Annotated in this window: 30 protein-coding genes; 3 read left to right on the top strand and 27 right to left on the bottom strand. The window is 51.4% G+C overall.

The annotated features are described in order from the left end of the window. Positions 1–44: 44 nt before the first annotated feature. The 12 genes from ACLB09_RS03725 to ACLB09_RS03670 form a co-directional block, all read right to left on the bottom strand. Complete coding sequence (locus ACLB09_RS03725; protein WP_410768396.1) at positions 45–677, bottom strand: tetratricopeptide repeat protein; 633 nt, start codon at positions 675–677, stop codon at positions 45–47. A gap of 108 nt (positions 678–785) precedes the next feature. Beyond that, positions 786–1,169 carry an aspartate 1-decarboxylase gene (gene panD, locus ACLB09_RS03720; protein ID WP_410768395.1) on the bottom strand — a complete coding sequence of 128 codons (384 nt, stop codon included), beginning with the start codon at positions 1,167–1,169 and terminating at the stop codon, positions 786–788. Then, positions 1,162–2,067, bottom strand: coding sequence for a pantoate--beta-alanine ligase (gene panC / locus ACLB09_RS03715; protein ID WP_410768394.1), 906 nt, complete (start codon positions 2,065–2,067; stop codon positions 1,162–1,164). Before panC ends, panD begins: the two co-directional genes overlap by 8 nt. Further along, complete coding sequence (panB, locus tag ACLB09_RS03710; RefSeq protein ID WP_410768992.1) at positions 2,064–2,933, bottom strand: 3-methyl-2-oxobutanoate hydroxymethyltransferase; 870 nt, start codon at positions 2,931–2,933, stop codon at positions 2,064–2,066. Before panB ends, panC begins: the two co-directional genes overlap by 4 nt. Positions 2,934–3,213: 280 nt before the next feature. Then, positions 3,214–4,185 (bottom strand): biotin--[acetyl-CoA-carboxylase] ligase, encoded by a 972-nt coding sequence (locus ACLB09_RS03705; RefSeq protein ID WP_410768393.1) that lies wholly within the window; start codon positions 4,183–4,185, stop codon positions 3,214–3,216. Continuing rightward, positions 4,172–5,503 (bottom strand): CCA tRNA nucleotidyltransferase, encoded by a 1,332-nt coding sequence (locus ACLB09_RS03700; protein ID WP_410768392.1) that lies wholly within the window; start codon positions 5,501–5,503, stop codon positions 4,172–4,174. Before ACLB09_RS03700 ends, ACLB09_RS03705 begins: the two co-directional genes overlap by 14 nt. Before the next feature lie 42 nt (positions 5,504–5,545). After that, positions 5,546–6,706 (bottom strand): N-acetyl-alpha-D-glucosaminyl L-malate synthase BshA, encoded by a 1,161-nt coding sequence (bshA, locus tag ACLB09_RS03695; RefSeq protein ID WP_410768391.1) that lies wholly within the window; start codon positions 6,704–6,706, stop codon positions 5,546–5,548. Between the two features lie 37 nt (positions 6,707–6,743). After that, on the bottom strand, positions 6,744–7,457 hold the full coding sequence (gene bshB1, locus ACLB09_RS03690) for a bacillithiol biosynthesis deacetylase BshB1 (protein ID WP_410768390.1): 714 nt from the start codon (positions 7,455–7,457) through the stop codon (positions 6,744–6,746). Then, positions 7,454–7,876: a methylglyoxal synthase gene (gene mgsA, locus ACLB09_RS03685; RefSeq protein ID WP_114495193.1), complete on the bottom strand. Its 423-nt coding sequence runs from the start codon at positions 7,874–7,876 to the stop codon at positions 7,454–7,456. The genes bshB1 and mgsA overlap by 4 nt, the downstream gene beginning before the upstream one ends. A gap of 18 nt (positions 7,877–7,894) precedes the next feature. Continuing rightward, on the bottom strand, positions 7,895–8,701 hold the full coding sequence (dapB, locus tag ACLB09_RS03680; RefSeq protein ID WP_410768389.1) for a 4-hydroxy-tetrahydrodipicolinate reductase: 807 nt from the start codon (positions 8,699–8,701) through the stop codon (positions 7,895–7,897). Between the two features lie 44 nt (positions 8,702–8,745). After that, the gene (locus tag ACLB09_RS03675) at positions 8,746–9,279 is read right to left on the bottom strand and encodes a tetratricopeptide repeat protein (RefSeq protein ID WP_410768388.1); all 534 of its coding nucleotides are present in this window, start codon (positions 9,277–9,279) and stop codon (positions 8,746–8,748) included. Between the two features lie 53 nt (positions 9,280–9,332). Then, on the bottom strand, positions 9,333–9,671 hold the full coding sequence (locus ACLB09_RS03670) for a nucleotide pyrophosphohydrolase (protein WP_410768991.1): 339 nt from the start codon (positions 9,669–9,671) through the stop codon (positions 9,333–9,335). 143 nt (positions 9,672–9,814) lie between these two features. On the opposite strand from ACLB09_RS03670, the gene ACLB09_RS03665 reads away from it, so the two are divergent. Then, positions 9,815–10,678: a YitT family protein gene (locus ACLB09_RS03665; RefSeq protein ID WP_410768387.1), complete on the top strand. Its 864-nt coding sequence runs from the start codon at positions 9,815–9,817 to the stop codon at positions 10,676–10,678. A gap of 96 nt (positions 10,679–10,774) precedes the next feature. Here ACLB09_RS03665 and ACLB09_RS03660 read toward each other — a convergent pair whose 3' ends face one another. From ACLB09_RS03660 to ACLB09_RS03635, 6 genes are all read right to left on the bottom strand, one after another. Then, positions 10,775–11,680 (bottom strand): sporulation protein YpjB, encoded by a 906-nt coding sequence (locus ACLB09_RS03660; RefSeq protein WP_410768386.1) that lies wholly within the window; start codon positions 11,678–11,680, stop codon positions 10,775–10,777. A gap of 45 nt (positions 11,681–11,725) precedes the next feature. Further along, the gene (locus tag ACLB09_RS03655) at positions 11,726–12,364 is read right to left on the bottom strand and encodes a DUF1405 domain-containing protein (protein WP_410768385.1); all 639 of its coding nucleotides are present in this window, start codon (positions 12,362–12,364) and stop codon (positions 11,726–11,728) included. A 103-nt stretch (positions 12,365–12,467) separates the two neighbouring features. Further along, a complete protein-coding gene (locus ACLB09_RS03650; RefSeq protein WP_410768384.1) occupies positions 12,468–13,346 on the bottom strand; it encodes a c-type cytochrome in 879 nt (292 codons plus the stop codon). 74 nt (positions 13,347–13,420) lie between these two features. After that, positions 13,421–14,092, bottom strand: coding sequence for a menaquinol-cytochrome c reductase cytochrome b subunit (gene qcrB / locus ACLB09_RS03645; RefSeq protein ID WP_114495186.1), 672 nt, complete (start codon positions 14,090–14,092; stop codon positions 13,421–13,423). A gap of 16 nt (positions 14,093–14,108) precedes the next feature. After that, positions 14,109–14,651 carry a QcrA and Rieske domain-containing protein gene (locus tag ACLB09_RS03640; RefSeq protein WP_410768383.1) on the bottom strand — a complete coding sequence of 181 codons (543 nt, stop codon included), beginning with the start codon at positions 14,649–14,651 and terminating at the stop codon, positions 14,109–14,111. Between the two features lie 176 nt (positions 14,652–14,827). Continuing rightward, positions 14,828–15,259 carry a DUF2487 family protein gene (locus ACLB09_RS03635; RefSeq protein WP_410768382.1) on the bottom strand — a complete coding sequence of 144 codons (432 nt, stop codon included), beginning with the start codon at positions 15,257–15,259 and terminating at the stop codon, positions 14,828–14,830. A 74-nt stretch (positions 15,260–15,333) separates the two neighbouring features. Between ACLB09_RS03635 and ACLB09_RS03630 the strand changes: the two genes are divergently transcribed. After that, positions 15,334–16,605 (top strand): MFS transporter, encoded by a 1,272-nt coding sequence (locus tag ACLB09_RS03630; protein ID WP_410768381.1) that lies wholly within the window; start codon positions 15,334–15,336, stop codon positions 16,603–16,605. A gap of 66 nt (positions 16,606–16,671) precedes the next feature. Here ACLB09_RS03630 and ACLB09_RS03625 read toward each other — a convergent pair whose 3' ends face one another. The 6 genes from ACLB09_RS03625 to ACLB09_RS03600 all read right to left on the bottom strand — a co-directional run bounded on the left by ACLB09_RS03625 (position 16,672) and on the right by ACLB09_RS03600 (position 20,590). Next, positions 16,672–16,854 carry an IDEAL domain-containing protein gene (locus ACLB09_RS03625; protein ID WP_114495182.1) on the bottom strand — a complete coding sequence of 61 codons (183 nt, stop codon included), beginning with the start codon at positions 16,852–16,854 and terminating at the stop codon, positions 16,672–16,674. A gap of 22 nt (positions 16,855–16,876) precedes the next feature. Beyond that, positions 16,877–17,383 (bottom strand): gamma carbonic anhydrase family protein, encoded by a 507-nt coding sequence (locus ACLB09_RS03620; protein WP_410768380.1) that lies wholly within the window; start codon positions 17,381–17,383, stop codon positions 16,877–16,879. Between the two features lie 96 nt (positions 17,384–17,479). Beyond that, positions 17,480–18,568 (bottom strand): hypothetical protein, encoded by a 1,089-nt coding sequence (locus ACLB09_RS03615; protein ID WP_410768379.1) that lies wholly within the window; start codon positions 18,566–18,568, stop codon positions 17,480–17,482. A 106-nt stretch (positions 18,569–18,674) separates the two neighbouring features. Next, positions 18,675–19,274 (bottom strand): histidine phosphatase family protein, encoded by a 600-nt coding sequence (locus tag ACLB09_RS03610; RefSeq protein ID WP_410768378.1) that lies wholly within the window; start codon positions 19,272–19,274, stop codon positions 18,675–18,677. 123 nt (positions 19,275–19,397) lie between these two features. After that, on the bottom strand, positions 19,398–20,000 hold the full coding sequence (locus ACLB09_RS03605) for an anti-sigma factor (protein WP_410768377.1): 603 nt from the start codon (positions 19,998–20,000) through the stop codon (positions 19,398–19,400). Continuing rightward, complete coding sequence (locus tag ACLB09_RS03600) at positions 19,997–20,590, bottom strand: RNA polymerase sigma factor (protein ID WP_410768376.1); 594 nt, start codon at positions 20,588–20,590, stop codon at positions 19,997–19,999. Before ACLB09_RS03600 ends, ACLB09_RS03605 begins: the two co-directional genes overlap by 4 nt. A gap of 374 nt (positions 20,591–20,964) precedes the next feature. Between ACLB09_RS03600 and ACLB09_RS03595 the strand changes: the two genes are divergently transcribed. Continuing rightward, complete coding sequence (locus ACLB09_RS03595) at positions 20,965–22,089, top strand: GNAT family N-acetyltransferase (RefSeq protein WP_410768375.1); 1,125 nt, start codon at positions 20,965–20,967, stop codon at positions 22,087–22,089. Here ACLB09_RS03595 and ACLB09_RS03590 read toward each other — a convergent pair. From ACLB09_RS03590 to ACLB09_RS03580, 3 genes are all read right to left on the bottom strand, one after another. Continuing rightward, positions 22,082–22,969 carry an ROK family protein gene (locus tag ACLB09_RS03590; protein WP_410768374.1) on the bottom strand — a complete coding sequence of 296 codons (888 nt, stop codon included), beginning with the start codon at positions 22,967–22,969 and terminating at the stop codon, positions 22,082–22,084. The two genes, ACLB09_RS03595 and ACLB09_RS03590, sit on opposite strands and share 8 nt — an antisense overlap. Before the next feature lie 76 nt (positions 22,970–23,045). Continuing rightward, positions 23,046–23,831 (bottom strand): SDR family NAD(P)-dependent oxidoreductase, encoded by a 786-nt coding sequence (locus tag ACLB09_RS03585; protein WP_410768373.1) that lies wholly within the window; start codon positions 23,829–23,831, stop codon positions 23,046–23,048. Positions 23,832–24,036: 205 nt separating this feature from the next. Further along, positions 24,037–24,954, bottom strand: coding sequence for a sensor histidine kinase (locus ACLB09_RS03580; protein WP_410768372.1), 918 nt, complete (start codon positions 24,952–24,954; stop codon positions 24,037–24,039). Between the last annotated feature and the right edge of the window lie 14 nt (positions 24,955–24,968).

Below are 24,968 nucleotides of genomic sequence, written 5' to 3'. Positions count from 1 at the left end.
GCCGTTCATCCAACAGTTTACCTTTGATTAGGCCAATTCACATTTTACAAAAGCGACGTCAATTCATTCCCATATTGAAGCTTTCCGGAGCTTCGCATGCATGCTTCCAGATTCGCCAGAGGCTCAGCCAGCGAAGGATCGTGATAATGGGCCAGCGTAAAATACTCTTTCGCCTTGGCGCGAATACCCTTGTGCGCCTCGATGCAACCTAACGCATTATAAATGATCGAACGCAGGCGTTTACTTCCGGTCCCCTCCAGAACCCGCCAAAAATGAGGCACGGCTTCTCCGTATTGCTCCAGATGCATATGGCACATCGCCAAATAAGTGCGGGCCACGAGACTTTCCGGAAATTGTTCCAGTGCGAGCTTAAACTGGGCCATACCCTGGGAAAACATCAAAAGCTTATAATAGCCCTGACCTTTGACGAAGGCATCACAGTCCAGCTCCGGGAGATCTAAACTTTTTCCGTTTTCCGGATTTGAACTACTCTGGCGGAAATCGCCCATTTTTTCTTCGAAATTAAGCCATTCCTCAATAATGCCGTCGCTCATGTGCTTGAGCAAATGCCATTTTTTTGCGAGGTCCTGCTTTTGAGCGCCTTGGGCAACGGGGTATAAAGTAATGATTTCATCCAACATATCATTCATTTCCGCAAACACATGCTGAAACATCATCCGCATCCCACCCTTAACGAAAATGAAATCAGTGCGAGCCTTACGTTCATTTTTTGTTAGCGGGGGGCTTTTCATTCCCGAAGGCATTAATTGCATAAGCAGGCGGGATTAACGCACCGTTGCGTGGAGTTCCTGATTTGCCGTCTCAACCGGGCGATTGTTCTCGTCCACGAAAACAACGGTTGGCTTATGGCTTCTCAATTCTTCGGGAGACATCTGCGCGTAAGAAATAATGATCACATTATCTCCCGGCTGCACAAGTCTGGCCGCTGCGCCATTGAGACAAATTACGCCGCTTCCCCGTGGTCCCGGAATCACATATGTTTCCAAACGGGCACCGTTATTGTTGTTTACGATCTGCACCTTTTCGTTCTCAAGCAAATCGGCCGATTCCATCAAGCTTTCATCGATCGTAATGCTGCCGACATAGTTCAAATTCGCCTCCGTCACGGTCGCGCGGTGAATTTTCGATTTCATCATCGTTCTATACATGGAGCGCCTCCCCCTTCTTCATCAAAATAACGTTATCGATCAATCGCGTAGTTCCGAATTTTACCGCCAGCGCGATCAAAACCGGTCCTTTCGCGTCCCTGATATTTTCAAATTCATCCACCGGTTTCAATCCTGGAAAATGAACAATTTCTACGTAATCAATGACAGCCAGCGGTTCGGCCTGTATCGACTGAACCAGCGCCCGGCGGGCATCGCCGGCTGTAACGTCCTCTCCGCCCTCCACTTTCGCCTCAAGCTCCAGCAGGCTTCTTGAGAGTACTAATGCAGCCTGCCGCTCATCAGGGGCCAAATACACGTTGCGCGAACTGAGCGCCAGCCCGTCGCTTTCGCGAATGATCGGGCAAGGCACGATAACGGCATCGAAATTCAAATCCTGAACCATTTGTGCAATCACCGCCGCTTGCTGGGCATCCTTTTGTCCAAAATAGGCGTTGGTCGGTTGCACAATATGGAGCAATTTCCCCACCACCGTTGTCACTCCGTCAAAATGGCCCGGTCGTGAAGCACCGCACAACCGATCCGTCAAACCCTCCACTCTGATTTTGGTCGCAGTGGGCTGAGGATACATTTCTTCCACGCTTGGCAGGAATACGGCGTCGACGCCTTCGCGTTCCGCGAGTGCCAAATCCTTTTCCTCATCGCGTGGGTAACGCTCGAAATCCTCGTTCGGTCCAAACTGGATCGGATTCACGAAAATGCTGAGCACTACGATATCGTTCTCCTGCCGTGCCCGCCGCAGCAGACTGGCATGCCCTTCATGGAGATAACCCATGGTCGGAACAAGCCCTGTCTTCGGAAATTTTCTTTCTTTAGCGGCTCTCACCCGCTCGGATTTCAAATATTCCTTTAGCTCCCTGATCTCCCTAAAAACGTTCATGACCGGGATTCCACCTTCCCTTTGCCGTATAAATTATCGAGTACGCCGTCTTCCGCGGCAAATACATGTTTTTCTTCAGGAAACGCCTTGTTCTTCACTTCGCTCACATAATCCGAAATTCCCGTGCGGATTTGCGAACCGATGTCGGCGTAGGTTTTGACGAAGCGCTTCTCGCGGTAATCCGAAGCGTATTTCAGCACATCATGGAACACGAGAACTTGACCGTCCACCTTGCGGCCCGCACCGATACCGATCGTCGGAACGGAGATCTCAGCCGTAATGGCCCCGGCAACTTCCTCCGTTACCAGTTCCAGTACGATTCCGAACACGCCGGCGCGTTCCAGCGCCTTGGCATCTTCCATCAGCCTCCGGGCATCGGCTTCGTCCTTGCCTTGAATCCGATAGCCGCCGATCTGATTGACCGACTGCGGTGTCAAACCGATATGTCCAAGCACAGGAACGCCAGCCCGGACGATGGCTTGAACGGCTGGAGCGATTTCGGCCCCGCCTTCCATTTTCACCGCATGGGCGTGACCCTCCTGCATAATCCGCCGGACCGTTCGCAGCGTTTCGTCAATACTTCCGTGATATGTCATAAAGGGCAGGTCCGCCACGATAAACGTATGTTGCGCCGCCCGGGCAACCGCCCGGGTATGGTAAACGATATCCTCGGTCGTCACCGGAATCGTGGTGTCATAGCCGAGCATCACGTTTCCGAGCGAATCGCCGACCAGCAGCACGTCGATCCCCGCTTCCTCAGCCAGCTTGGCCGAAGGATAATCGTAGGCGGTAATCATCGTTAGCGGTTCGCCTTCCCGTTTCATTTTTTTCATTTTTACAATGTTTAAAGCATGTTTAGCAGCCATTCTTTTCTCCATCTCCTCCGGCTCCCCGTCGATTGTCACTACAAATGACACGACAAAAAAACCTTTTAGTTTAGGCACTAAAAAGGTCCGAAATCAAAGAAGAGTCACTGTCGCTCGTTCTTTCTGTCTCGGTCCTCTTCGGCTCAGAGCAGAATCCAACGTCACCCGTGGAAACCCTATTGCAAAACCAAACTAAGCTATATTGTGCCCTCATGAGTGCAATTCGAATATACGATATCGCCTCATGAGGACAGTATAACAAATTACGTCACAGATTTCATCATACAAGTTGTACATCGCCAGAAAATATCATAATGTTTTTCCCGCCGTCGTCCAATACGACCAACGCGCCGGATTCATCTAACGCTTCAGCCGTACCGTTCACATCACCTTGAGCCGTTTTGACGGTAACTCGTCTGCCCAACGTTACGGATAACGCCTCCCATAAATGCCGGATCGGCGCAAATCCCTCCTCCTCATACAAGGTGTACAGGAGTTCCAACTCATACATCACCGCAGCGATCAGTTCCGCCCGGTTCTGGACTTGCCCGCTCTCCATTTTCAAAGAGGTCGCAATGTCATGAAGTTCGGCGGGCATTTCGTCACGGTCCACATTAACGTCGATGCCGATACCGGTAATGCAGTATTTGATCCTTTCGTCCTCACCGGCCGATTCGATCAGGATGCCGCAGATCTTTTTGCCTTGAACCAGCAAATCATTAGGCCATTTGATGCCTGCATCGATTCCGCTCACCTTTCTAACGGCACGGCATACCGCTACGGCAGTCAGCAGAGTTAGTTGCGGAGCGAACGACAACGGGCGCTGCGGCCGCAAAAGCAGGCTCATCCAGATTCCCTTATGGGGTGGGGAGAACCATTTCTTTCCCTGGCGTCCGCGGCCGCCGGTTTGCTCCTCCGCGATAACCAGCGTGCCTGAAGGTGCCCCTTCCTCCGCAAGGCGGCGTACTTCTTCCTGCGTCGAGGACGTTACATTGAGGATCTTAAGTTGTCTGCCGAAGGTACGGGTTTGCAACCGTTCAAGCAAGTCAAGATCCACCAGCTTGTCCGGCGAACTCGTAAGGCGGTAACCTTTGCGGGAAACAGCCTCGAATTCATAACCTTCCTCGCGCAGTTTGTTGATCTGTTTCCAAACTGCCGTCCGGCTGATCGATAGCGCTTTGCTGATCTCCTCACCCGAAATATACGTTCCGGGCTGACGCTGCAATATTTCCAGCAATTTATGATGCTCCATGTTCATTCACCACAACTTTCGCTTGTTCCAACAGCGCATCCCGATCATTTGGCCAATCTCCGGCGGCGACTTTGAGCAGCATCGTGTTCATCAGTTCACCTAACCACGGGCCGCCTTTTTTGCTTGAAACCCGCATTACGTCCCCGCCGGTGATCGCTAATTCCTGCAGCGTATTTACTACCGGCTCGCCATGCCATTTGGCTTCCTCCTGCTCGAAGAGATGCGCTGCTAAGTTATCAAGAGACGGAGAATTTTTGACGTCTGCATGCAGCAGAATATTTTGGCGCTCAATCCATCCCGCGGCAACCGCCTTGCCGAAGGCAAGCTGCACCTCTATCCATTTTCGGCGGAGCATCTCCGGACCCTCATGATTCAATTCCGATCTGGCCTGATTCCAGGCCTCGTCAAACCGAATCAGATCGGCGGTTCCTTTTCCAACTGCGTTAGAAAAGGTCCAAGCCTTCATGAGCCCCGTAGCTTCTTCCCCTGACACATCTAACGCCTGTAAAAGCAAAGACCATTTGATTTCCGGTGCGTCAGGCTTAACCTGTTCAATCGCATTTAATAGGGACAGTTGCTCTCCGGATGGCAAAGAAGTCAGAGCCGCTTCAGGCACGGGCGCCTTTACATACTCCAGCAACCCGCTTCGCTGAAGCAAAGCAAGGCCACGAACGGGATCCGGACCCAATACCATTTTTTCCAGTTCCACCCGAATGCGTTCTATGGCAATAAAAGAGATTTTGGATCTGCCGGACCGCAGCGCCGACCATAAACTTTTTACGGGCCGAAAGGCGAACACGGACGCAAAACGGATCCCCCGCATCATACGCAGCGCATCCTCGTCGAAACGGTCCGGAGCACTGCCGACACAGCGAATCACTTTTGCCTTAATATCCGCTTGGCCGCCGAACGGATCGATAAGTTCTCCTCCCACGTCTCCGGCAATGGCATTCATGGTGAAGTCCCTCCGGCGCAGGTCTTCGACGATCCCTTCAACAAACTCAACGCTGGTGGGCCGGCGGTGGTCTTCATACTCAGCTTCTTTTCGAAAGGTTGTCACTTCAAAAGCATGGTCCTCCAACAATACCGTAATCGTCCCGTGTTGAATTCCGGTCGGAACCGTCCGTTCGAACAAGCCGATTACTTCCTCCGGCTTAGCCGAAGTCGCTATGTCCATGTCGTGCACCGGTCTGCCCATCAATTCATCGCGTACGCAGCCGCCTACAAAGTAAGCCTGGTACCCGTTTTCCAGCAGGTGCCGGAGCACCTTTTCCCCCTGACGACGCATCAGGGGGTCTACCATTTTCCAAGGACTCATGTTCCAATCCTCCAACTATAACTCTCGCAATAACATAATGTTTTAACCACAGGCCGGATTAAGATGCGGCAGCTTACGGTTTAAAACACGATAATAAATGGCTTCGTAAGCGGAAGTAATGATTTCGCTGCTGAATTCGCTTTTCGCACGCTTCAGGCAAGCTTCGCGAACGCGGCTCGCCAGCTCCGGCTGACTCAGTAAGCTAATACAGTATTCCGCCATTTGTTCAATATCCCCGATCGGAGCCAAAAATCCGGTCTCTCCATGGGCTACGAGCTCGGGAATCCCTCCTGCCACTGATCCTACGGTCGGCACGCCGCAAGCCATTGCCTCCAGCGCCACGAGACCGAAGCTTTCCTTCTCGGAAGGAAGCAGCAGAATATCGGCCATCGATATCACCTGGGCGATATCATCCTGCTTGCCGAGGAAATGAACGCGGTCGCCAAGTCCCATTTCTTTGATTTTCCACTGGATCTTCGGCAAATCCGGTCCTTCACCAACAAATAACAGCCGTGAAGGTATCTTTTCATTCACTTTATTAAAAACGTCAACAACGTCGCTGACGCGTTTCACCGGCCGGAAATTGGAAATATGCATCAATACTTTCTCCCCGGGATCGGCAAAGTCATTTCGGCAGTTGCAGGCGTTCCGGGGATAATATTCCCGTCCATCCACAAAATTGTAGGTCAAATCAATATCCCGCGAAATATCGAGCACCTCGCGCGTTTCCCTCATCAAGTCCAGGGATACCGAGGTAACGGCATCGCTTTCGTTTATGGCCAGTCGAATCAGGTCCTTGAGCGACTCATCCTGGGCCAAAACTGTAATATCCGTTCCATGCAGCGTTGTGACGATCTTTAAATTGTCCCCGACCATCTGTTTGGCCAGGAATGCGCAAACCGCATGAGGCACAGCATAATGAACATGTAAAATATCCAGTTCCTGCGCCTTGGCCACCTGGGCCATTTTGGTCGCCAGGGACAGATCGTAGGGAGGATACCGGAACACGTAGTAATCGCTGACCTCGACTTCGTGATACTTAATGTTTTTATGGAAGCTGCCTAGCCGGAAAGGAACGCTGTGCGAAATAAAATGCACTTCATGTCCTTTCTCCGCCAGCTGCTTGCCGAGTTCGGTAGCAACTACCCCCGAGCCGCCCAGTGACGGGTAACATGTGATTCCTATTTTAAGAAATGGGTCCATTTGGTGGGGGCCTCCTTTTATTCTGTTCCTGTATAGTTTATATGCGACTGGACCCGAATAGATTTACGAGATAAGGAGTCTTGACCGCGAAACCTTCCGCATACGGGATCAGTTTACGTTGTCCGAGCAAAGCATCCCTGGCTTTGACGCGCTCGACATACCCTTGATTAAGCGGGGTAAGAGCCACGTCTTCTCCCGCCGAAGCTTGGCCGAACTGCGAGCGATAGCAACCCAGGGCCGCTTCCTTGCTGTAATAATAATCCGTTACGTCCACGAGCAGATCCGGCGTCTTCCAATCGTTAATAAAATAAAAATATAAATCCGGCGCCTGCACCGCCGGCTTGTCCGGCATATATCTGCGAAGCTTGGCGTTGAATGCCGCCTCTTCCACGAGCTTGCTGCAAGCAACATGATCGGGATGCCGGTCTTCCCAATAAGGAGCAAAAATCACCGACGGCTCATAATCACGAATGACCTCGGTCACCGCCGCGACTTGCTCCGGCGTTCCGTACAAACCCCGGTCAGGCAATCCCAAATTCAACCGGAGACTGATTCCCAGGGCGTCCCCCGCGGCTGCCGCTTCCTGCTTACGCAATTCTACGTTACCGTTGGAAGATAGCTCGGCCTCCGTGAGATCGCAAAGACCCACCCGGCTTCCGGCAGCCACCTGCTTGGCAATCGTACCGGCCATGCCGATTTCGGCATCATCGGCGTGGGCTCCGAAAATCAGAATATCGAGTTTTCCGCTCATTGGCCCAGCCCCGGTTTGTTCTGTTCCACCAGCTCCCGCCATGCGAAGTCGCCGCGGTCCAGCGCACGGACCAGTATCTCCGCCGTCGCCAGGTTAGTGGCCACCGGTATCCCATGAACATCGCAAAGACGAAGCAGCGCCGTAATGTCCGGCTCATGCGGTTGCGCCATCAGCGGATCGCGGAAAAACAGCACGAGGTCCATTTCGTTTTGTGCGATCAAAGAACCGATCTGCTGGTCGCCGCCAAGCGGACCCGAAAGAAAACGGTGGATTTTCAACTCCGTAGCTTCCATGATCCGCAGCCCCGTCGTTCCCGTGGAGTACAGTATTTTATCTTTGAAAACATGCTCATAGGCAATGACGAAATTAACGATGTCTTCCTTCTTACGGTCATGGGCAATAAAAGCGATATTCAACATATGATTACTCTCCCTCTATCAATCCACAAAATGGTCGAACCCGTAGATCATTCCTTTATATTCAAGCACCTTTTTAATCGCCAGATTGACTCCGGGCATATAGCCAGCACGTTCATAAGAATCGTGACGGATTTTCAGCGTCTGTCCGAAGCCGCCGAAAACAACCTCCTGCTGGGCAAAAACGCCGGGCAGCCGGACGCTGTGAATCCGGAAGCCGTTGTAATATCCGCCTCTGGATCCTTCGATCGTTTCTTCTTCCTGCGGATTCCCCTGACGCAATTCCTCACGGTTCATCGCAATCAGTTCCGCGGTTTTGATCGCCGTACCCGAAGGCGCATCCAGCTTTTGGTCGCCGTGATATTCAATAATTTCAAGGTGCGGAAAATATTTGGCCGCCTGAGCCGCAAATTTCATCATCAAGATAGCGCCGATCGAGAAATTCGGTGCGATCAGTCCGCCGATGCCTTTATCGTTGCAATGCTTGTCCAGAAGCTCGATTTGCTCCGTCGTAAACCCGGTTGTTCCGACCACCGGAGCCACTCCGTGTTTAATCGCCAATGCGGTATTGTCATAGGCGGACGCAGGCGTTGTAAAATCAACCATGACCTGCGGTTTGCTCTCGACGAGCGCAAGTTCGAGGTCACTGCTTAACCGGACTCCGCAATTGTGCAGCCCTACCAGCGCACCGGCATCGATTCCCTCATCATCGGGTTGACCGATCGCGGCTACCAAAGAAAGATCCGGGTCCTCCAGAACCATTTTCACTACTTCTTTACCCATTCTGCCTGCAGCTCCTGCAACAGCGACTCTAATCTGTTCACCCATCCGGATCCCCCCGTATTCTCTAGAAATTAATTGCTGAAAATAAATTACTTCATATATTTCCTGATTCTTTGCTCCAACTCCAACAGCTGTTTGGCGATTCCCTCATCCTGCGGCAACACAGCCGCTTCGCGTACGGCTCGTAGCGCCGATTCGAACTGTTCCAATTCGGCATAAGCGATGGCAAGCCAAACCTGCGCTTCCACCGACATCGGGTCTAATTGAACCGCCCGCGCCAGCAGCCTGGATGCTGGTTCCGCTATCTTCGATTTATTCACCGAACTTTCGGCCGAATCGCCCTCCAGCAGCCGCTTAGCCATATTTGTCAGCTCTTTGGACTGCAGCCGGTCAAAATGAAGCTTATATTCATCCTGCAAAGGAGCAATTGCCGCTGCCAGACGGGCATGGGCCATCGCTTTCTCCAGCCTGTTGCTTCTGGCGCAGGTGATGGAACAACGGTAGTGGATATCCCCATTGTCCGGCTCGAGGGTTAGCGCCTGCTCAAACCATTGGATGGCCTGTTCAAAATCATTTTCATAAATGCTCCGGTACGCCTTTTTTAAATAATCCTCCGCCTTCATCTGCTGTCCCCCTGTCGATGGGCCGTTATTACTACAGCATATGAAGCTGGGACTTATTCGGTGTCCTTTTTGGTCCAGCGGTTGGCGTCACGGGTATTGAATTTATGCATCACTTTATCGTGCGCGGCCGTCAGGTCAATACCAAGCGAGTTGGCGAAGCAAAGGGTAATGAATAAGATATCGCCCAATTCCAGTTCGATCGAATTATCGTCTTCCCCGGCTTTTTTCGGTTTCTCTCCATAAGAATGGTTCACTTCCCGGGCCAATTCGCCGACTTCCTCGCTCATCCGGGCCAACATTGCAAGCGGACTGAAATAACCTTCTTTAAACTGGGATATGTACTGGTCCACTTCACGCTGCAACTCGGCAAGAGACTTCTCCTTCAAGGCCATCCCTCCGTCTGTGGTCAAGTATCATCCCTATGTTATCGTAAAGAAGAATTGAAAACAAATGGTTTTTTAATCGCCCCAGAAAAAGGTATACTAAGGTGTAATGCTCAAAAACCAATCACAATTAACGGGTGAGGGATTATTGAATGAACACGGGTAAACTTGCGGGCTATATGAAAACGGTGCTGCCTATTCTTTTGGGGACGGCCATTTATGCTTTTGGGCTTCTTTATTTTATTATACCCAATCAATTGATGGAGGGCGGCGTTACCGGGGTCACGATTTTGCTTAAATACGCCTTCGGCATATCCCCTTCGCTTTCGAACTTGGTTCTGAACATCCCGCTATTTCTGCTGGGGTGGAAAATTCTCGGCGGACGTCAAATCATCTATACGGGAATCGGAATCGGTTCGCTGTCCTTCTTTCTCTGGATTTTTGAAAAAATGATCGATTCCGGCTGGATCAACACGTTTGAAACGGACCATATACTTGCGTCTTTGTATGCCGGCGTGACGCTTGGAGCCGGACTCGGCATCGTTTTCCGCTTCGGCGGGACGACGGGCGGGTCCGACATCGTCGCACGGATTCTTGGCCGTAAATTCGGCTTTAGCATGGGTCAGGTCATTCTGACCATCGATATTATCATCATCGGGCTCTCCCTGTTTTATGTGGCCGTAGAGAACATTCTGTATACGCTCGTAGCCGTATTTATCGCATCCAAAATGATTGACTTCATTCAAGAGGGAGCTTATGCGGCCAAAGCCTTTATGATCATCAGCGACCATGCGCCGCAAATCGCGGATATTATAACGCGGGACATGGATCGGGGAGTAACACTCATTCCGGCGATCGGGGCCTACTCCAAGCAAGCGAAGCATATGGCCTATTGCGTTGTTTCCCGGCACGAAATCAGACGGCTCAATGAAATCGCCAAATCCGTCGACCCGCGAGCGTTTATCATCATCAGCGACGTCCATGACGTACATGGCGAAGGCTTTAGGGAGGATTAATCCCCCGGTTAATAGCGAGTGGTCGGCCCCTAACAAAAACGCCTGGAGCGTCCTTTACGAGACTGCCCAGGCGTTTATCAATTAGGGAAGGCGAGTTCAAAACCTGTAACTATCGGCCCTGTCTTTACTGGCATGAACCGGTGTAACGTTTTGATCGCCGCGGTATTTGCGCAGACCGGTATAAGCCAGCGCCAGCACGATCCAGCCGCCGATCAGCAGACCCCAGTACCACGGTTGGCCATATCCCGTAATCGGCAAAAAAACGGGCTCTTCGACTTTTCGGCCAAACAGCTCTTTAAGCAATCTGTCGCCTTGGCGAACCGCCTTATTCACGGACGGTTCATCCCACACTTTATCCCGGCTAAGCCTGTCGGCATACGACATCCAGGAATCAAACCGGTTGATTTCCGAAGGGTCCCTGCGAATCACCGCCGCCGGCCGGATCATTGCGTAATGATTTTTCAGAGATAAAAAAGCCTCTCGGACCACGACAGGACTCCCTTCACTCCGCCCCCTCCCCATCTTCTCCAGATCATCGGCCATCACTTTGTAATATTGCAGCCATAGCGGATGGTCCTGATGGGCTAGACTGTTCACCGCCAGTCGAAGCCGGGCGGACGACGAGGCCCAATCATCCCGGGAAATTTCCACGCTGGAGAGAGTTTCCCGGACATCCATGATACTCTCGGCCAAGGCATGAATCCCTTCCACAGAGGTTAGTCCTTTGAAAGAGAGCCCTTCCAGGGCCTCCGTCAGCCTCGCCATATTCTGAAGAGCTCCCTGCGTATCTCCGTCCTGCATATCGCGATACAAGTCTTCCGCAGCCTTCTCAAACAAGGCCAGCTTCTCCGCAGGCTCCTGTTCCGGCTCTTGCGCGCCTTGGTCCGTAAGCCCGGAAGCTGCGGCTACAGCCAGACCGCCACCCGGCAGCAGCCATCCGCCGAGCAGAACCGCCATACCCAAGAACGCGGACAACAACCATTTTCCTTTCCATATATCCACGGACAATCCCCTCCCTACCACCATGGTATGGCAGGCTGTCCGTGCTTAGAACTTCGCTCTTGTTCTTTTCGCGCCTTTCAGGGCCAGCCAGACCAGTACCATGCTGGCAACGGTCAGGCAGATCGTAAACACCATCACTTCAGGGACATTGTCCCATAGCGTTTGCGGAAGCCACGGATATACATCAAACATGTAATCGACAGCATCGTTCAGCAGAGTCCATGCTCCAGCGCATAGCAGCATGCCCGTCCCGAATTTGAACAGGCGAACGAACAGGAGCGCTTCCACGGCCATCGCCAAATGCGAAGCCACCAGCATCCAGTCCTGCCATACCAGATCTCCCCCTTGCGCCGCCCCGGCAAAGATCATAGAAACCGCCCAGACACCGTATTTTACGCTGGTGACTACAGCAAGGCCCTCAATCAGCGTACGTAAAAATTTCAATTTCCCAAGGACCGCCGGAAACATTAAGAACAATAAGGCTAGAGTAAAAAACAGGCTTGCCGTTGGGCTGTCAGGCACAAATACCAGCTGCCATTTCGGATGATGCACCCAGGTATCCCGCAATTGGCTTTCGTACCAGATGTATCCGTATATCGTGCCAAACAGATTGCAAATAAATAATGACCAAAGCAGCAGTCGGGACGACAAAAACGACCGGCTCCAGAAGAAAGACAATTTCAAACCCCTACCCCTTTTCCTTATGTAAGATCAGACACTCCGAATACGATACCAAATTAGCAAAAACCTGACCGCCGCAACGATCAGGTTTTCATTTAATCCTATTTTACTGTTCCGATTTTTGTTTCGCAAGCCATTCGGCCAAGTGGTCGATGTCTTGATCGGTCAAACCGGCGCTAATCGCTGTATCGTACACTGGCGGCATCTTGCCGTTGTAGCCTTCCTTTATAATGGAAAGGATAGCTTCTTTATCATGCTTGTCGCCCACGCCCCGCAACGACGGACCGCCCGCACCCTTCAAATCGGCCGCATGACAGGAAATACAGGTCGCAGTCTTGTAAGTTTCCATAGCCGGATCATCCTTGTCCACGATGGCCACTTCTTCCTGCTTGGTCCCGCTAGAAGTCGGCAACCCTTTTTCCCGATTCTCCCTCGCTTTTTCCTCGCGCTGGATATGTTCCGGCTCCGTTCCGGTCGCCTCCAGTTCGTGCTTGTAGTGCGTCCAGGCAAAATTCGTCAGATACACCAGGGAAATCAGCGAAAGAAACATCAGGGCCGAAGCGATCGGCCGCTTATAGAAGCGCCGCTCTTTGCCGCGGTCCAGGAACGGTGCCAACAGCAAACCTCCGAATGCTACCGTCGGAATACCTAGCGTACCCAAAACAACAAAATCGCCGGAAGCATAAGGGTATTTCAGATATTGGTACAAGAACAGGAAGTACCAGTCCGGCATCGGAATAACCGAGGCGCTGGGATTGGCCGGAAAGCCGAGCGGTGCCGGTTCCGAAATCGTCAATACCAGAAATCCGACGAGGACGACAACCCCTACCATCCATTCCTTCAGCAGAAAGTTTGGGATGAAAGCCTCCGATTTGCCCGGATAAGCCGTATAGTCGGGAGGTGTAATGAACCCGTTGCCTTTACGGACACGGGAATCGCCGACAAATACGACTTTTTCCTGTTTCGATTTGTCTCCATGAGCCATAGTAATGCCTCCCTTCTCAATTTGTCGATATCATCCCCGACATTCGTTCAGTCGTTGCTAACCTGCAATGAATCTTACAACGGACCTGAAATCCCTTGTCTGCGGATCATAATGAAGTGCCCCACCAAAAGGATCAACAGCACGGCAGGAAGGAAGAACACATGGATGGCGAAGAAACGGGTAAGCGTTTCGGCGCCGACAATCGTACCGCCCTGCAGCAGTTCTTTGATCACCGGTCCCAATACGGGAATCGAATTGGCGATTTCCAAAGTTACCTTCGTCGCGAAGTAAGCCTTGTTATCCCAAGGAAGCAGATACCCCGTCAACCCCAGTCCGATCATTACGAAAAAGATGAGCATGCCCACTACCCAGTTCATTTCACGCGGTGCCTTGTAAGAACCGGTGAAGAACACGCGCAGCGTATGCAGGAACATCATTACGATAACGAGACTCGCTCCCCAGTGATGCATACCGCGTACGATTTGCCCGAAAGCAACCTGGGTTTGCAAATACTCAACGCTATTGTAAGCGTTAATGATATCGGGAACGTAATACATCGTCAGGAACATACCCGACAATATCTGGATGACCGTGATAAAGAACGTCAAGCCGCCGAAGCAGTACACAAATGCCGAGAAATGATGCGCCGGGTTGACGTGTTCCGGTACTTCATGATCGGCGACATCTCTCCAGATCGGCGTGATATCAAGACGTTCGTCAATCCAGTCGTATACATTTTTAAACATCTGAATCTACGCCTCCTTATTTCACGATGGTATTCGGAATAATTTCGCCCAAATAAACCCAATCGTCCTTCAGCATCACCTTGTATTCGTCGAGCGGTTTGGACGCAACGGCAAGCTGCTTGCCTTCTTTCGTATAATGCGCCCCATGGCACGGACAGTGATATTCATCCGGATAGTTTTTGTCGTTGTTCCATCCGATCGTACAGCCAAGGTGTTTACAGATTGGTGAAAGCGCATAAATTTTCCCGCTCTCGTCTTTGCGGATCCAGGCGGTGAGGTTCGCCGTGCTTAAGTACCAACCGTCCTGCTGCTTCAGTTCGAATGTAAATTCCTGCGGTTCGCTTGTAATCTTACTGATCTCGACCACTTTTACAAAAGCGCCTTCACCTTTTTTTTGCAGAATTGGATCCACGGCAAAACGAACCATCGGAAGCGTCACTCCGGCTGCCATAAAAGCGGTAGCGCCTCCCAATGTATATGTAAGAAACTGCCGACGGGACATTTCCTTACGTACGGGCGGTTTATGCGATGCTTCATGCTCTTCGTGCTGATTGCTCATACTGTCTTCAACCCCCTTTGCCAGCCAATTCTTTCTCCGTTTTCAATGACATTAATCACAGTAATGTATAAGACATATTAATAATATATTAGCCTTTTGAGAGCGTCAAGAATTTGACACATCTTTTCCACGTTCCGGGAGGTTGACCATTTGAAAATGTCGATAAATTGTCACAATCACCTCTTGCTTCCGTCTTTCCACATCCGTTGGATTTCTTCTCTGACCCTCTGGTTTGCCGTTACTTCGTCGGTTGCGGTAAATCGGCCAGGGGTAACGATTAAATCGGCTTCCGGCAGCAAGTCGGACTCCAGTTCCACACCCGCAGAGATCACGATGGCAAAAGCAAATCCCGATTGCTTAACATTATGACAAACTTCATTGATTTGATGCGCTATTTCTTCTTTGCCGTATTGAAATGAAGGATAGGTGACAACTCTCCCCTGGAAAGGAAGTTCCACCCAATCCATGACATCCCTTAGCTTTTCCAAAGCAGCGGTTACTTCATACGGCTGCTCCGTCCCGTTTAATCCCGTGACCGGAATAAGGCAAGTATCCAAATAAGGGCGCAATTCTTCCCAGGCCCCCGGTTCCACTTCACTGAATTTCATAAAAAACATCTCCCTCCAGTCCTCTTTACCTATATAATATATAGAAAAACCTGCTGATGGAGGAACCCCCTTTTATGGAAATTGAAACACCGACACAAACCTCGGCAACATCCCGATTTAAATTTTTCAATCAGTTCGCCGCTCCTTTCCGGCAATCGCGTCCGTTTCCTTATTTGTGGCTCGGACAGCTGATTTCCGTTCTGGGCAGCTCGGTTACGATGATTATTTTGCCGGTCGTCGTATATACGATAACCGGATCAACGACGATCATGGGCTTTATAATGGCTACATACACGCTTCCGAATATTTTGATGCTGCCGGTGTCCGGATGGATCGTGGACCGCTACAACCGGACCAATATCATGCTGTTTACGGATGCGGCCCGCTTCCTGCTGATGACGGCCATGGCGGCTCTTTTATTTGCCGACAGCCTGTCCATCGGGATCCTGTTTGCGTTAGTCGCCGTGTACGGCATGATGGACGGACTGTTTCAGCCGGCTTACGCTGCGACTCGCGCCGTTGTGTTCACTCCGGAAATCCGGAATTCCGCCAACGCCTTGACACAGATCAGCAACCAGGCAGTTCGGCTTATCGGTCCTTCTCTAGGCGGTTTGCTGGTGACCTTTCTGTCTGCCGGTTGGGGAATCAGCCTCGACGCATTGACCTATGTTGCCTCTTTCGGCTGCCTCTTTTTTCTGCGCAAACTGATTCCATTCCGCAAGAAGGAGATCAAGCAAGGCACCGATGTCAAAGGCGATTTCATGGAAGGCTTGAGCATATTGAAAAGCAATCCCTGGCTCTGGATTACCATCCTCGCCTTTTCGTTCATCAATATTTGTTACAGCGGACTTGTGATCGTTCTGATTCCCTGGCTGTTTAAAGTCCATTTGGCGATGAGCCCCTATGTGTATGGCGTGGCCGTTACATGTTCCGGAGCGGGCGCGATCCTGGCCGGACTGACGTTTGGTGCCCGCAGCCGTTGGCGGCGCCGCGGCCTGCTTGCCTACGGAGGAGCTTTTCTAAGCGGATTGGCGTTGCTGCTTATGGCAATTACTCCATCTGCTATCGGCTTATGCGTGCTATTTGCCCTTGAAGGCTTCGGTATCATGATTTTCGGATTGATCTGGGAAACAAGCCTTCAGGAGCTTGTACCCCAAGAGGCCTTCGGGCGGGTTTCCAGCCTTGATATGCTGGGATCTTTTGCTCTGCTGCCCATCGGTTATATCTTGGTCGGCTGGCTGGCGGATCTTATCGGAGGAACGCAGACGATTGCGCTCTTTGCCGGATTAGGGATGTTGACGATCCTCTCCATCCTTCTGATCCCCTCGATCCGTAAATTCGATTAATCCTGTCCTTATTACATAAAAGGGAGACTGTAAACAGAAAAAGAAATGCCGTTAAGGCATTTCTTTTTATTTTTCCAATGTCTTCAGTTCATCCGTTAGAAGCCGGAAGGCCAGCTCATCGCCTTGTGCCAGAGCGTTGTCGATCTCGCTGTAAATCTGCTCCGACCGATGTCTGCGTAACGCCTCGTCCCATACCATCTCCGCCGCCAAACTGAGCATTGCTTCATAAGTAACCTTCATCTGATCCATAGGATGCACCTCCAACCCTTTGTTAAGAGATCCTATATTCTTTTCCCTTCACTACATAGCTTTCCGCCGTCACTTTCATCCGCAGCAGATCCTCTTCGGTCAGCTCGCGAACGACTCTGGCCGGTGAACCCAGGGAAAGAGTATAGGGTGGAATTTTCTTGTTTTCCGTTATGAGAGAACCTGCCCCTACTAAAGCATATTCACCAATCTCGGCGCCGTTTAAGACGATCGCCCCCATGCCGATTAATGTGCCTTGGCCTATCGTGCACCCGTGAATGATGGCGCCATGGCCTACCGAAACATCATTCCCCACGATTAGCGGTTGACCGGTATTGACATGCCCGATCACGCCATCCTGAATGTTGCTGCGCTCCCCAATCACAATCCCCGCAAGGTCTCCGCGCAATACGGCATTGTACCAGATACTCGAATCGGCTCCAATATTGACATCGCCGATCAGCTTGGCTCCGTCCGCAACGAACACTGATTTATCGAGCACAGGCAACTTCCCTTGATATCCAAGCAACATGTTAACCACTCTCCCATGGTTTTTGAACCGCTATCTTAATTGGGAGTGATTTTAACAATCCTGGCGGCGGTTGTCAACGTCCTCCGGCCAGTTTACCTAAACTTTAAGCAGCTTATGTACTGCGGACTTTCCAAACGGAGTCGTCTGCACGTACCTTTCCCCCTGACCGTCATCTCCGAGCCGCACCATCCCCAAATGAAGCATCATAACTAAAATACGTTCTTCAAATATGGATTCGGGCGAATCGTAGAAAAAGGGCTTGATCAGTGCCGACATCCTCGCATACAGGGAAGTTGTCGTTACCCACTCTCTGGAGCAGCGTTCTATCCAATACATCAAAGAGAGTAAGTTAGGGATTGGCCCTTTATAAAGTCTTAACCAAAAGCTGACGAAATGCAACATCGGTTCGCGTCTTTCTTCTTCCAGAAAAAGTTCACCCGCCGCCGTCAAGCATAACCGATCCACATCTTCACGGATCCACTTGTTATGGCTGGCATAGTCGTAAAGTAAGGCTAACCGGTTGGGATAGTCCTTAAAACGACGGCCATAACCAAAGCGCCAGCCTTTTCCCACAAGCGGTTCGGAAATGTGCAGCTTCTCCAAAATCTGCAATTGATTCCGGCGATACATCACTCCTTCATTATTCAGAGGAATCTCATGTTCCTGCACATAACGCAGAAACAAGATCAAGTCCTGGGACAGCAGATCCGGCTCTTCCCGGTACACTGCAGGCTCTCCGCCGGCGGTCACAACCGCTGCTTTGAAACGATGCTCTAACGCTTCCCGGAAACGCCGCTTCAAATCTTCGGGCACTTCAAATAAATAACGTGTGTTATGGGTCATTCCCTGAAATAACCATCCCCGTTGCCTGAACCTGGAGATGACATCCCTCGGGCTTTCCCGTTCTCTGGCGTCTTCCGTAAAACGCGACTGCTGGGCACAGGCAATCAATTCTTCCAGACTGAACTGGCGGCGTCCGTCGAAGATCAGTCCGTTTAGAAACCGCAGATCTTCCAAACTCATTCCTTCGACATGGTGCTCAATAAATTCCCTTCGCCCAATCGTCTGCAGGATGGATTGAATCAACTCATGTTTGGAATTCCCGTTGCATTCGCATTGGTAATGGTTTGCTATTCTGCTGAGCTGTCCGATGTCGGCAAATGTAAGCATATCCGCCAGATTCATATCATACCGCCTCGCCGTTTTACTACCATTATGGGATTTTTTTCAACATTTATTCTGGCACGCAAAAAAAAGCAACCCGGCTGCATGCCGGATTGCTTCGGGAAAATCACTTCATTTCTTCGATCATCTCTTCCAGGTGACGGGTGCAATTGTAAAGCCGCAGCGCCCATTCCATCTCGGATTTTTCAAGAATGGTCAGCGATAAATTGCCGATTCGTTGAGTGCATTGATCCTGGTACAGGGCAGTAAACAATTGGGCCAACAATCCGCCGTGAGTCACAACCAGCACGTTGCTGTTTCCATGCTTTTCACCCAGTTCCTCAAGAAAAGCAAGCGCGCGCTTGCGAATATCCTCGTCCTTTTCCTGACCGAGCTCCAGCAGGTTCCAGTCCTTGCCCCATTTACTTTCTCTCTCAAGCGCCGTCATGCCTTCCACTTGTCCGAAAGCTCTTTCCTTTATTCGGTGATCCGGTTCCAGGAGAGGAATGTCCAGTTCATCCGCGATGATCTTCCCTGTTTCCTCTGCGCGCATCAAGCCGCTAGTAATGACAAAATCCCATTTATGTTCCCGGTCTCCTTGCAGCCGTGAAGCCAGCAGGCGGGCTTGTTTACGGCCTTCGTCATTTAGCGGAATATCGCTTTGCCCTTGAATTCTCCCCACCGCGTTCCAGTCGGTCAACCCATGGCGTATTAATCCTACCAGCATGCTTCCCCTCCTAAACTTGATGTCGATTTCTTGGAATTCCATTATAACATGTTTGAAATAAATAAACGCCCCCTCCGCGGGAAAGCGGAGGAAGCGAGTGAATTCGTCGGAAACAAAAGCGGTTTATCTTCGATAACGCCTGATTCCTTTCCAGGAGATCAACGCGAGAGCCATCCCGGCCATCGATAAAAGCATCCAGTATTGGGGATAAGCAGGTCCTAACTGAACAACGAACGGCTCCACGATTCCGCGCGAAACGCCCGGTAGCGCGAAGGCAAAATCTTGGGACATCTCGGTAGTATCCGCAGCGGCCACCGCAGCAGGGACAATCCCGGTACTTGGCTTACTAGCCTGGTTCTCTTTTACTGAACCTCCTAAAGCAAACAACAGCGTGCTGAACAGAAAAACGGCCAAAAAACAAGCGGCCCAGATCGATACGCGACGGCGAATCCGTCTGGAGTACCCTTTGTCCCGAATATCCGGCGCCAACCATGGAGATTCCGCATAAATGCGGTCCATGACTTTGCGGTTAACGGCTTCAGCCTGCTCCTCGCTTACCTCGATCGGCAAGGCTTGAACCGCGTCCAGACTTTCGCTCCAGATCTGATATTCAGCCGCGCAGGACTCGCAGCCCAAAATATGCCATTCCAGCATTTTGCGCTGTGGATGATGCTCCGGAAGATCCGGGAGCAATCCGAACAATTCTTGGGCCTCTCTACAATTCATCTGCTTTTCATCCCCTCGTAGTGCTCGTAAATCGGTTCATAAAAGTAGGGTTCAAGCTGACTTTTAACGCTACTCCGCGCCCGGAACAACAGCGACTTCACTGCGCTGACGCTCTGTCCGAGTATACTGGCGATTTCCTGATAATCCAGTTGGTCATATTCCCGCAAAATAAGAGCGGATCTCTGCTTTTCCGGCAAATTGTTAATCGCTTCTCGCACTTTGCCGACTTTCTCGCTACGCAAGACAGCCTGCTCAGGGGCTGCATCGCCGGGGGCGACCGGAACAAATCCGCTTTCTTCCAACGGAACGTTGGCGCTGCGTTGCTTGCGGAGTTCACTAAGCACGGTGTTCCTTGCGATGGTGTACAACCAGGTGGAGAAAGACGCGTCCACTTCGCGGAATGAATCCAAACTGCGGAATGCTTTATAGAACGTTTCCGAGCATATATCTTCTGCGAGCAACTCCAGATGAGCGCTCTTCAGCATGTGGTATACAAAGGCCAATATTTTGCGCTGGTATCGTCGCATCAGCTCCGAGTACAGCTCCGTATTGCCTTCTTTAATCTCACGAATCATTTGGGAATCCGTCATCTGAGTGCGATCCTCCTCGCCCATCCAAGCGCTTCCCCGTTCGATTCTTTTATCATTATTACCGAACAGGATTCAAAAAGTTGCGGTGCCTATGTAACAAAATTAAAAAATTAAGATAAAAACGGCTTAAAACCTATCCAAAAAGCCCTAGTTACAACAACCATTCCATATTATAGCATGAAAGTAGGAATTAAAAAATAACAGCGTTCTCTTTTTCAAATTATTGACTACTTTGGAGGTCCATGCTTTACACTACCCATCGATAAGGATCGGTGAATCTAAAATTTTAGAAAAATATTCCTGCCTCGCATTTTCCATCGCCAACGCTCTGATATATGATTAGGAGGACAACCTGCCGAAAAGGAAGATGAGACATGGAAATCAGAAGAGTCAAAAAAAGTGAGCTAAATCAAGCCGTTGCTTTGGCTAATGCGGTATTTTGCGGCGATAGTCAAAGAGATATGGGAACCTTTTTCCCCACCTTGTTTCAGGCTGGAATAAGCCATTCCTACGGGGCCTTTGACGGAGAAGGCCGCCTCGTTTCGTTCATGGGTCTGGTTCCGCTTGTAATCGTGTCCGGTTCTGCCAGGCTAATATCTTTTTCCGTAGGAGCCGTTTGCACCGAGCCCCAATTTCGCGGATTAGGCCTCGCCGGGGAATTGCTCAAGCAGTGTCGTGAGCACGCCCGGCGAGTGGGTGCCTCCCTGTTGTTCATTTCGGGCGACCGTTCGCTATATACCCGAGCGGGCAGCTTGGCATTCGGACAGGCGGATAAATATCAGATTGAGCTGCAGGCAGCGCAATCGCTTGCCGGATCAAGTATAAAATTAAATAACCGCGATATGAGCGCGGAAGATATTTTTGCGCTGCATGAACTGCTGTCGCAAAAAAACGGCTCGATTGAATGGAGCATTCAGGAACTGCAGCAGTTCGTGGGATCCGCACCGTTCGCCGGTGTTTCGGGACTACAGCAGCATATCAAAATCGCCGAATCTCCGGAAGGAGACATCGCCGCTGCCGCTGTGTTTGCGATACCGGCATCCTTGTCCGACGGCCATCAACGCAGCGGCCAGATGCTGGAATGGGCCGGAGAACCGGAAGCCGTAATGAATTTGATCGCCGATGCGTTTTCCGGCTATTCCCTGGATGTGCTAACAGCCATTTTACCTTGGCAGGATACCGCGGTTTCCGGGCTATTGCAAGCGGCCGGGATTCAACCGGAAGCCCGGAGCAATGCCGGAACCGTACTGATCGCCGATGCCGCGGCCCTGGTTCGTCAAGCCGGTCTGGATGGCGGAAAACCGGACAAGCCGGTCATTTCATTCTTTACGGATGAACGGTTTGAACTGCGTACTGCCGAGGGGAGAATCTTCCCTATTGACGGTACCGCCGAACTTTGTTCGCTATTATTTGATCCGCAAAGCCCTGTACGCCAGAAAGAAGTGAATGGGCTGACGGCATTTCCGCTCCCGTATATGTACGGCCTGTATTTTATCTAACCTGCGCATCCTTTAAAGCATTCAGCCCCAGGACAAGCGCCCCTTTCAGTCCGGCGTCGTCACCAAGACCCGGCGGGACAATGTAATTCGCTATGTCGTCGCCCAATTCCGGTGCGCTGACATAGCCCTGGAGGTTCCGCCGTACCTCGGCATGTATCAACGGAAACAACTGTTTTTGTCCCATGACTCCGCCGCCCAAAATCACTTTTTTCGGGGAAAGCGTCAACACCGTGGTGGTAACGGCCTGGCCGATATAATATGCTTCCATCGCCCAGGCCGGATGACCGTCCGTCAGCTCTTTGCCCGGTACTCCCCACCGCCGCTCCAGCGCCGGTCCCGCAGCCATTCCCTCCAGACAGTCCTGATGATAAGGACAGTTTCCTTGATAAGAATCCTCCGGATGACGCCGCACCGGGATATGTCCCCCTTCGGGATGGACCAGTCCGTGGATCGCTTTTCCTTCCGCCACAATGCCTACGCCGATCCCGGTTCCGATCGTGTAATAAACACAACTGTCCAGACCTTTTGCCGCTCCCCAGGCCGCTTCTCCCAATGCAGCCGCGTTCACATCCGTATCCCAACCGTAAGGCAGATCAAATTCGCGCTTCATGATCCCTAAAAAATCGCAGTTCGCCCAGCCTGGCTTTGGCGTCGTTGTAATGTGCCCGTAAGAGGGGCTCAAGGGATCCAGATTGATCGGGCCAAAACTGCCGATACCGATGGAACTTACGGTTTTATCCTGAAAATATTCTAGGATACGAGCCATCGTCTCCTCAGGCCGGGTAGTTGGAAAACTGACCCGGTCCAAAATTTCCCCGCGTTCGGTTCCTATGCCGCATACCATCTTGGTACCGCCGGCTTCAATTGCGCCAATGTTCATTAACGTTCCTCCTGCGTTTGTCAGCCTTTATGCCGCATGCCGGATCGAATCCTCCGGAAGCGCATGACGTTTTATTTTATAATACGGCGGATTTCCCGCCATCGATATTTATGGAAGTTCCGGTAATATAGGATGCTGCTTCCGAAACCAGAAAAACGATGGCATTCGCGGCCTCCTGCGCTTCTCCGATCCTGCCCAGCGGAATCCCGTGCCGCGGATCGCGCGCGAACTCTTCCCAGCTCAGCTCGGGAGCCGCGGATTTCCATTTCCGCTCGATCTGGTCGCTATGGATAAGTCCGATGCATACCGCGTTAACCCGAATGCCGTCACCGGCCAAATCCTTGCTCATCGCTTTGGTCAGGGCGAGGCCGGCTGCACGGCTTACGGAAGTCGGCAGTGACGACGCTCCCGGCGCTTTGCCGCCGATCGCCGTCACATTCACGATCGCCCCTCCTCCATCAGCTTCGCGCAAATAGGGCAACGCCGCGCGGGAGAAATGAACCGCGCCGAACAGCTTTAAATCAAGATCCGCCGTCCAGGCGTCAGGGCCCACTTCCGGAAATGGATGGGCCGCCGAAGTTCCGGCATTATTAATGAGAATATCCAGGCCGCCAAGCTGCTCCGCCGCGAGCCCGACTGCCCGCTCCGCTTCTTCCCGGACCGACACGTCCGCGGAAATCCAAATCGGAGAGCTGCCCGTTTTTTCCTGAATCAACTTCGCCGCCTGCTTCAAATTCTCCTCACCCCGAGCCACAATGGCCACTTGCACTCCTTCGGAAGCCAGCGTTAACGCCGCAGCCAATCCGATTCCCTTGCTTCCGCCCGTAACAACCGCCTTTTTATGCTGCAAGCCCAAATCCATATGTTCAACCTCCCGCCGAAAATATTATCTTCTGTCTATTGTAAACCATTCCGTACGGACATTCTAATTTGCAGGTAGAGAAGGATGACTATGGTGCGTCGGTATCGCTTATTGGATTTTTCCAATGATCAGGCGAAAATAACGCCAGGAGGCCGCCTGGCGAACAAGGCTCCTTGGATTAAAATCCAAGGAGCCTTCCGGAATTCTAAATCGGCGCCTCAAAACCCAGTTTCCAGCGGCAGGTCATCGTCAGTTTCCCGTCGTTCATCTCGGCTGTAAGCGTACCGCCCATTTTGTTCATCAGACTTTTGGCGATGGAAAGGCCAAGCCCGGATGCTTGAGCGGATCGGTTACGGTCTGCGGTGTAGAACCGGTCAAACAAGAGACTAACGTCGCTTCCGGCTAATTCCTTCGCCTCGTTTACAATCGTCAAGGCCACCGTTTCCCGCTGCCGCTCAAAAATGATTACCACCTGCCCGGTCGCATGCTTGACCGTATTGACCAGCAAATTTTCAACAACTCTCCGAACTGCCGATTCGTCGGCGTATACGGATATATTTTCGTCAGGCAACCGTATGTCCGGTATGATATCTCGTTCGTTGAACGAATCGTAAAACCCGACCAGAATGTCCGTGAGTAGAGCAGTCATCCCGAGTTTTTCGGTTTTGAGTGGATAATCCAGCGATTCAATCACGGAAAGCTCGAAAAAATCGTTCAACAGCGCCTGCAAGCGCTTCGTCCGATTTTTGACGATAGAGATGTGTTGGAGCTTCTCCTCAGGCGTAGTGGACGCCGCTTCCAACAGTTGAATATACCCGAAGATAGAGGTTAACGGAGTTCGAATATCATGGGAAATGTTCGCAACCGCCTGCCGAAATTCATTTTCGATACGTTTTCGATGGGCTTCCGCTTCGATTAATAAATTGGACTGACGATTGATTTGCCCGGCAAGCCCCTCAAGCTTCGAGTCGAACAGAGCCACGTCGATTTTTTTACCGGTTGTCAGATCATTGTGGCGGCGCAATTGCTCCGTCATCCGCCCTAACTCCCGCCTTAACATCCATTGACGGACAAGCAGGAGAACCGCCGTCGCAACCGATATGATCGTCAGAATAAACAGCATTCTCCCGCCCTCCC

Origin of the sequence: Fontibacillus forbon (assembly GCF_046559655.1) — a bacterium.
Taxonomy (GTDB): Bacteria; Bacillota; Bacilli; order Paenibacillales; family Paenibacillaceae; genus Fontibacillus.
Note: the sequence above shows the minus strand (reverse complement) of the source record. Positions and strands in the feature narration are given on the sequence as shown.

Excerpts from the sequence above, each read along its gene's own strand:
- ACLB09_RS03610 (WP_410768378.1), bottom strand. The coding sequence starts at position 19,274 with ATGCTGGTAGGATTAATACGCCATGGGTTGACCGACTGGAACGCGGTG.
- ACLB09_RS03640 (WP_410768383.1), bottom strand. The coding sequence starts at position 14,651 with ATGAGCAATCAGCACGAAGAGCATGAAGCATCGCATAAACCGCCCGTA.
- ACLB09_RS03630 (WP_410768381.1), top strand. The coding sequence starts at position 15,334 with ATGGAAATTGAAACACCGACACAAACCTCGGCAACATCCCGATTTAAA.
- ACLB09_RS03635 (WP_410768382.1), bottom strand. The coding sequence starts at position 15,259 with ATGAAATTCAGTGAAGTGGAACCGGGGGCCTGGGAAGAATTGCGCCCT.
- panC (WP_410768394.1), bottom strand. The coding sequence starts at position 2,067 with ATGAACGTTTTTAGGGAGATCAGGGAGCTAAAGGAATATTTGAAATCC.
- qcrB (WP_114495186.1), bottom strand. The coding sequence starts at position 14,092 with ATGTTTAAAAATGTATACGACTGGATTGACGAACGTCTTGATATCACG.
- ACLB09_RS03725 (WP_410768396.1), bottom strand. The coding sequence starts at position 677 with ATGATGTTTCAGCATGTGTTTGCGGAAATGAATGATATGTTGGATGAA.
- ACLB09_RS03675 (WP_410768388.1), bottom strand. The coding sequence starts at position 9,279 with ATGAAGGCGGAGGATTATTTAAAAAAGGCGTACCGGAGCATTTATGAA.
- panD (WP_410768395.1), bottom strand. The coding sequence starts at position 1,169 with ATGTATAGAACGATGATGAAATCGAAAATTCACCGCGCGACCGTGACG.
- ACLB09_RS03625 (WP_114495182.1), bottom strand. The coding sequence starts at position 16,854 with ATGGATCAGATGAAGGTTACTTATGAAGCAATGCTCAGTTTGGCGGCG.
- mgsA (WP_114495193.1), bottom strand. The coding sequence starts at position 7,876 with ATGTTGAATATCGCTTTTATTGCCCATGACCGTAAGAAGGAAGACATC.
- ACLB09_RS03705 (WP_410768393.1), bottom strand. The coding sequence starts at position 4,185 with ATGGAGCATCATAAATTGCTGGAAATATTGCAGCGTCAGCCCGGAACG.
- ACLB09_RS03650 (WP_410768384.1), bottom strand. The coding sequence starts at position 13,346 with ATGGCTCATGGAGACAAATCGAAACAGGAAAAAGTCGTATTTGTCGGC.
- ACLB09_RS03580 (WP_410768372.1), bottom strand. The coding sequence starts at position 24,954 with ATGCTGTTTATTCTGACGATCATATCGGTTGCGACGGCGGTTCTCCTG.
- bshA (WP_410768391.1), bottom strand. The coding sequence starts at position 6,706 with ATGGACCCATTTCTTAAAATAGGAATCACATGTTACCCGTCACTGGGC.
- ACLB09_RS03585 (WP_410768373.1), bottom strand. The coding sequence starts at position 23,831 with ATGGATTTGGGCTTGCAGCATAAAAAGGCGGTTGTTACGGGCGGAAGC.
- ACLB09_RS03605 (WP_410768377.1), bottom strand. The coding sequence starts at position 20,000 with ATGAATTGTAGAGAGGCCCAAGAATTGTTCGGATTGCTCCCGGATCTT.
- bshB1 (WP_410768390.1), bottom strand. The coding sequence starts at position 7,457 with ATGAGCGGAAAACTCGATATTCTGATTTTCGGAGCCCACGCCGATGAT.
- ACLB09_RS03665 (WP_410768387.1), top strand. The coding sequence starts at position 9,815 with ATGAACACGGGTAAACTTGCGGGCTATATGAAAACGGTGCTGCCTATT.
- ACLB09_RS03620 (WP_410768380.1), bottom strand. The coding sequence starts at position 17,383 with ATGTTGCTTGGATATCAAGGGAAGTTGCCTGTGCTCGATAAATCAGTG.
- panB (WP_410768992.1), bottom strand. The coding sequence starts at position 2,933 with ATGGCTGCTAAACATGCTTTAAACATTGTAAAAATGAAAAAAATGAAA.
- ACLB09_RS03700 (WP_410768392.1), bottom strand. The coding sequence starts at position 5,503 with ATGAGTCCTTGGAAAATGGTAGACCCCCTGATGCGTCGTCAGGGGGAA.
- dapB (WP_410768389.1), bottom strand. The coding sequence starts at position 8,701 with ATGGGTGAACAGATTAGAGTCGCTGTTGCAGGAGCTGCAGGCAGAATG.
- ACLB09_RS03615 (WP_410768379.1), bottom strand. The coding sequence starts at position 18,568 with ATGAATCTGGCGGATATGCTTACATTTGCCGACATCGGACAGCTCAGC.
- ACLB09_RS03670 (WP_410768991.1), bottom strand. The coding sequence starts at position 9,671 with ATGGCCTTGAAGGAGAAGTCTCTTGCCGAGTTGCAGCGTGAAGTGGAC.
- ACLB09_RS03600 (WP_410768376.1), bottom strand. The coding sequence starts at position 20,590 with ATGACGGATTCCCAAATGATTCGTGAGATTAAAGAAGGCAATACGGAG.
- ACLB09_RS03590 (WP_410768374.1), bottom strand. The coding sequence starts at position 22,969 with ATGAACATTGGCGCAATTGAAGCCGGCGGTACCAAGATGGTATGCGGC.
- ACLB09_RS03595 (WP_410768375.1), top strand. The coding sequence starts at position 20,965 with ATGGAAATCAGAAGAGTCAAAAAAAGTGAGCTAAATCAAGCCGTTGCT.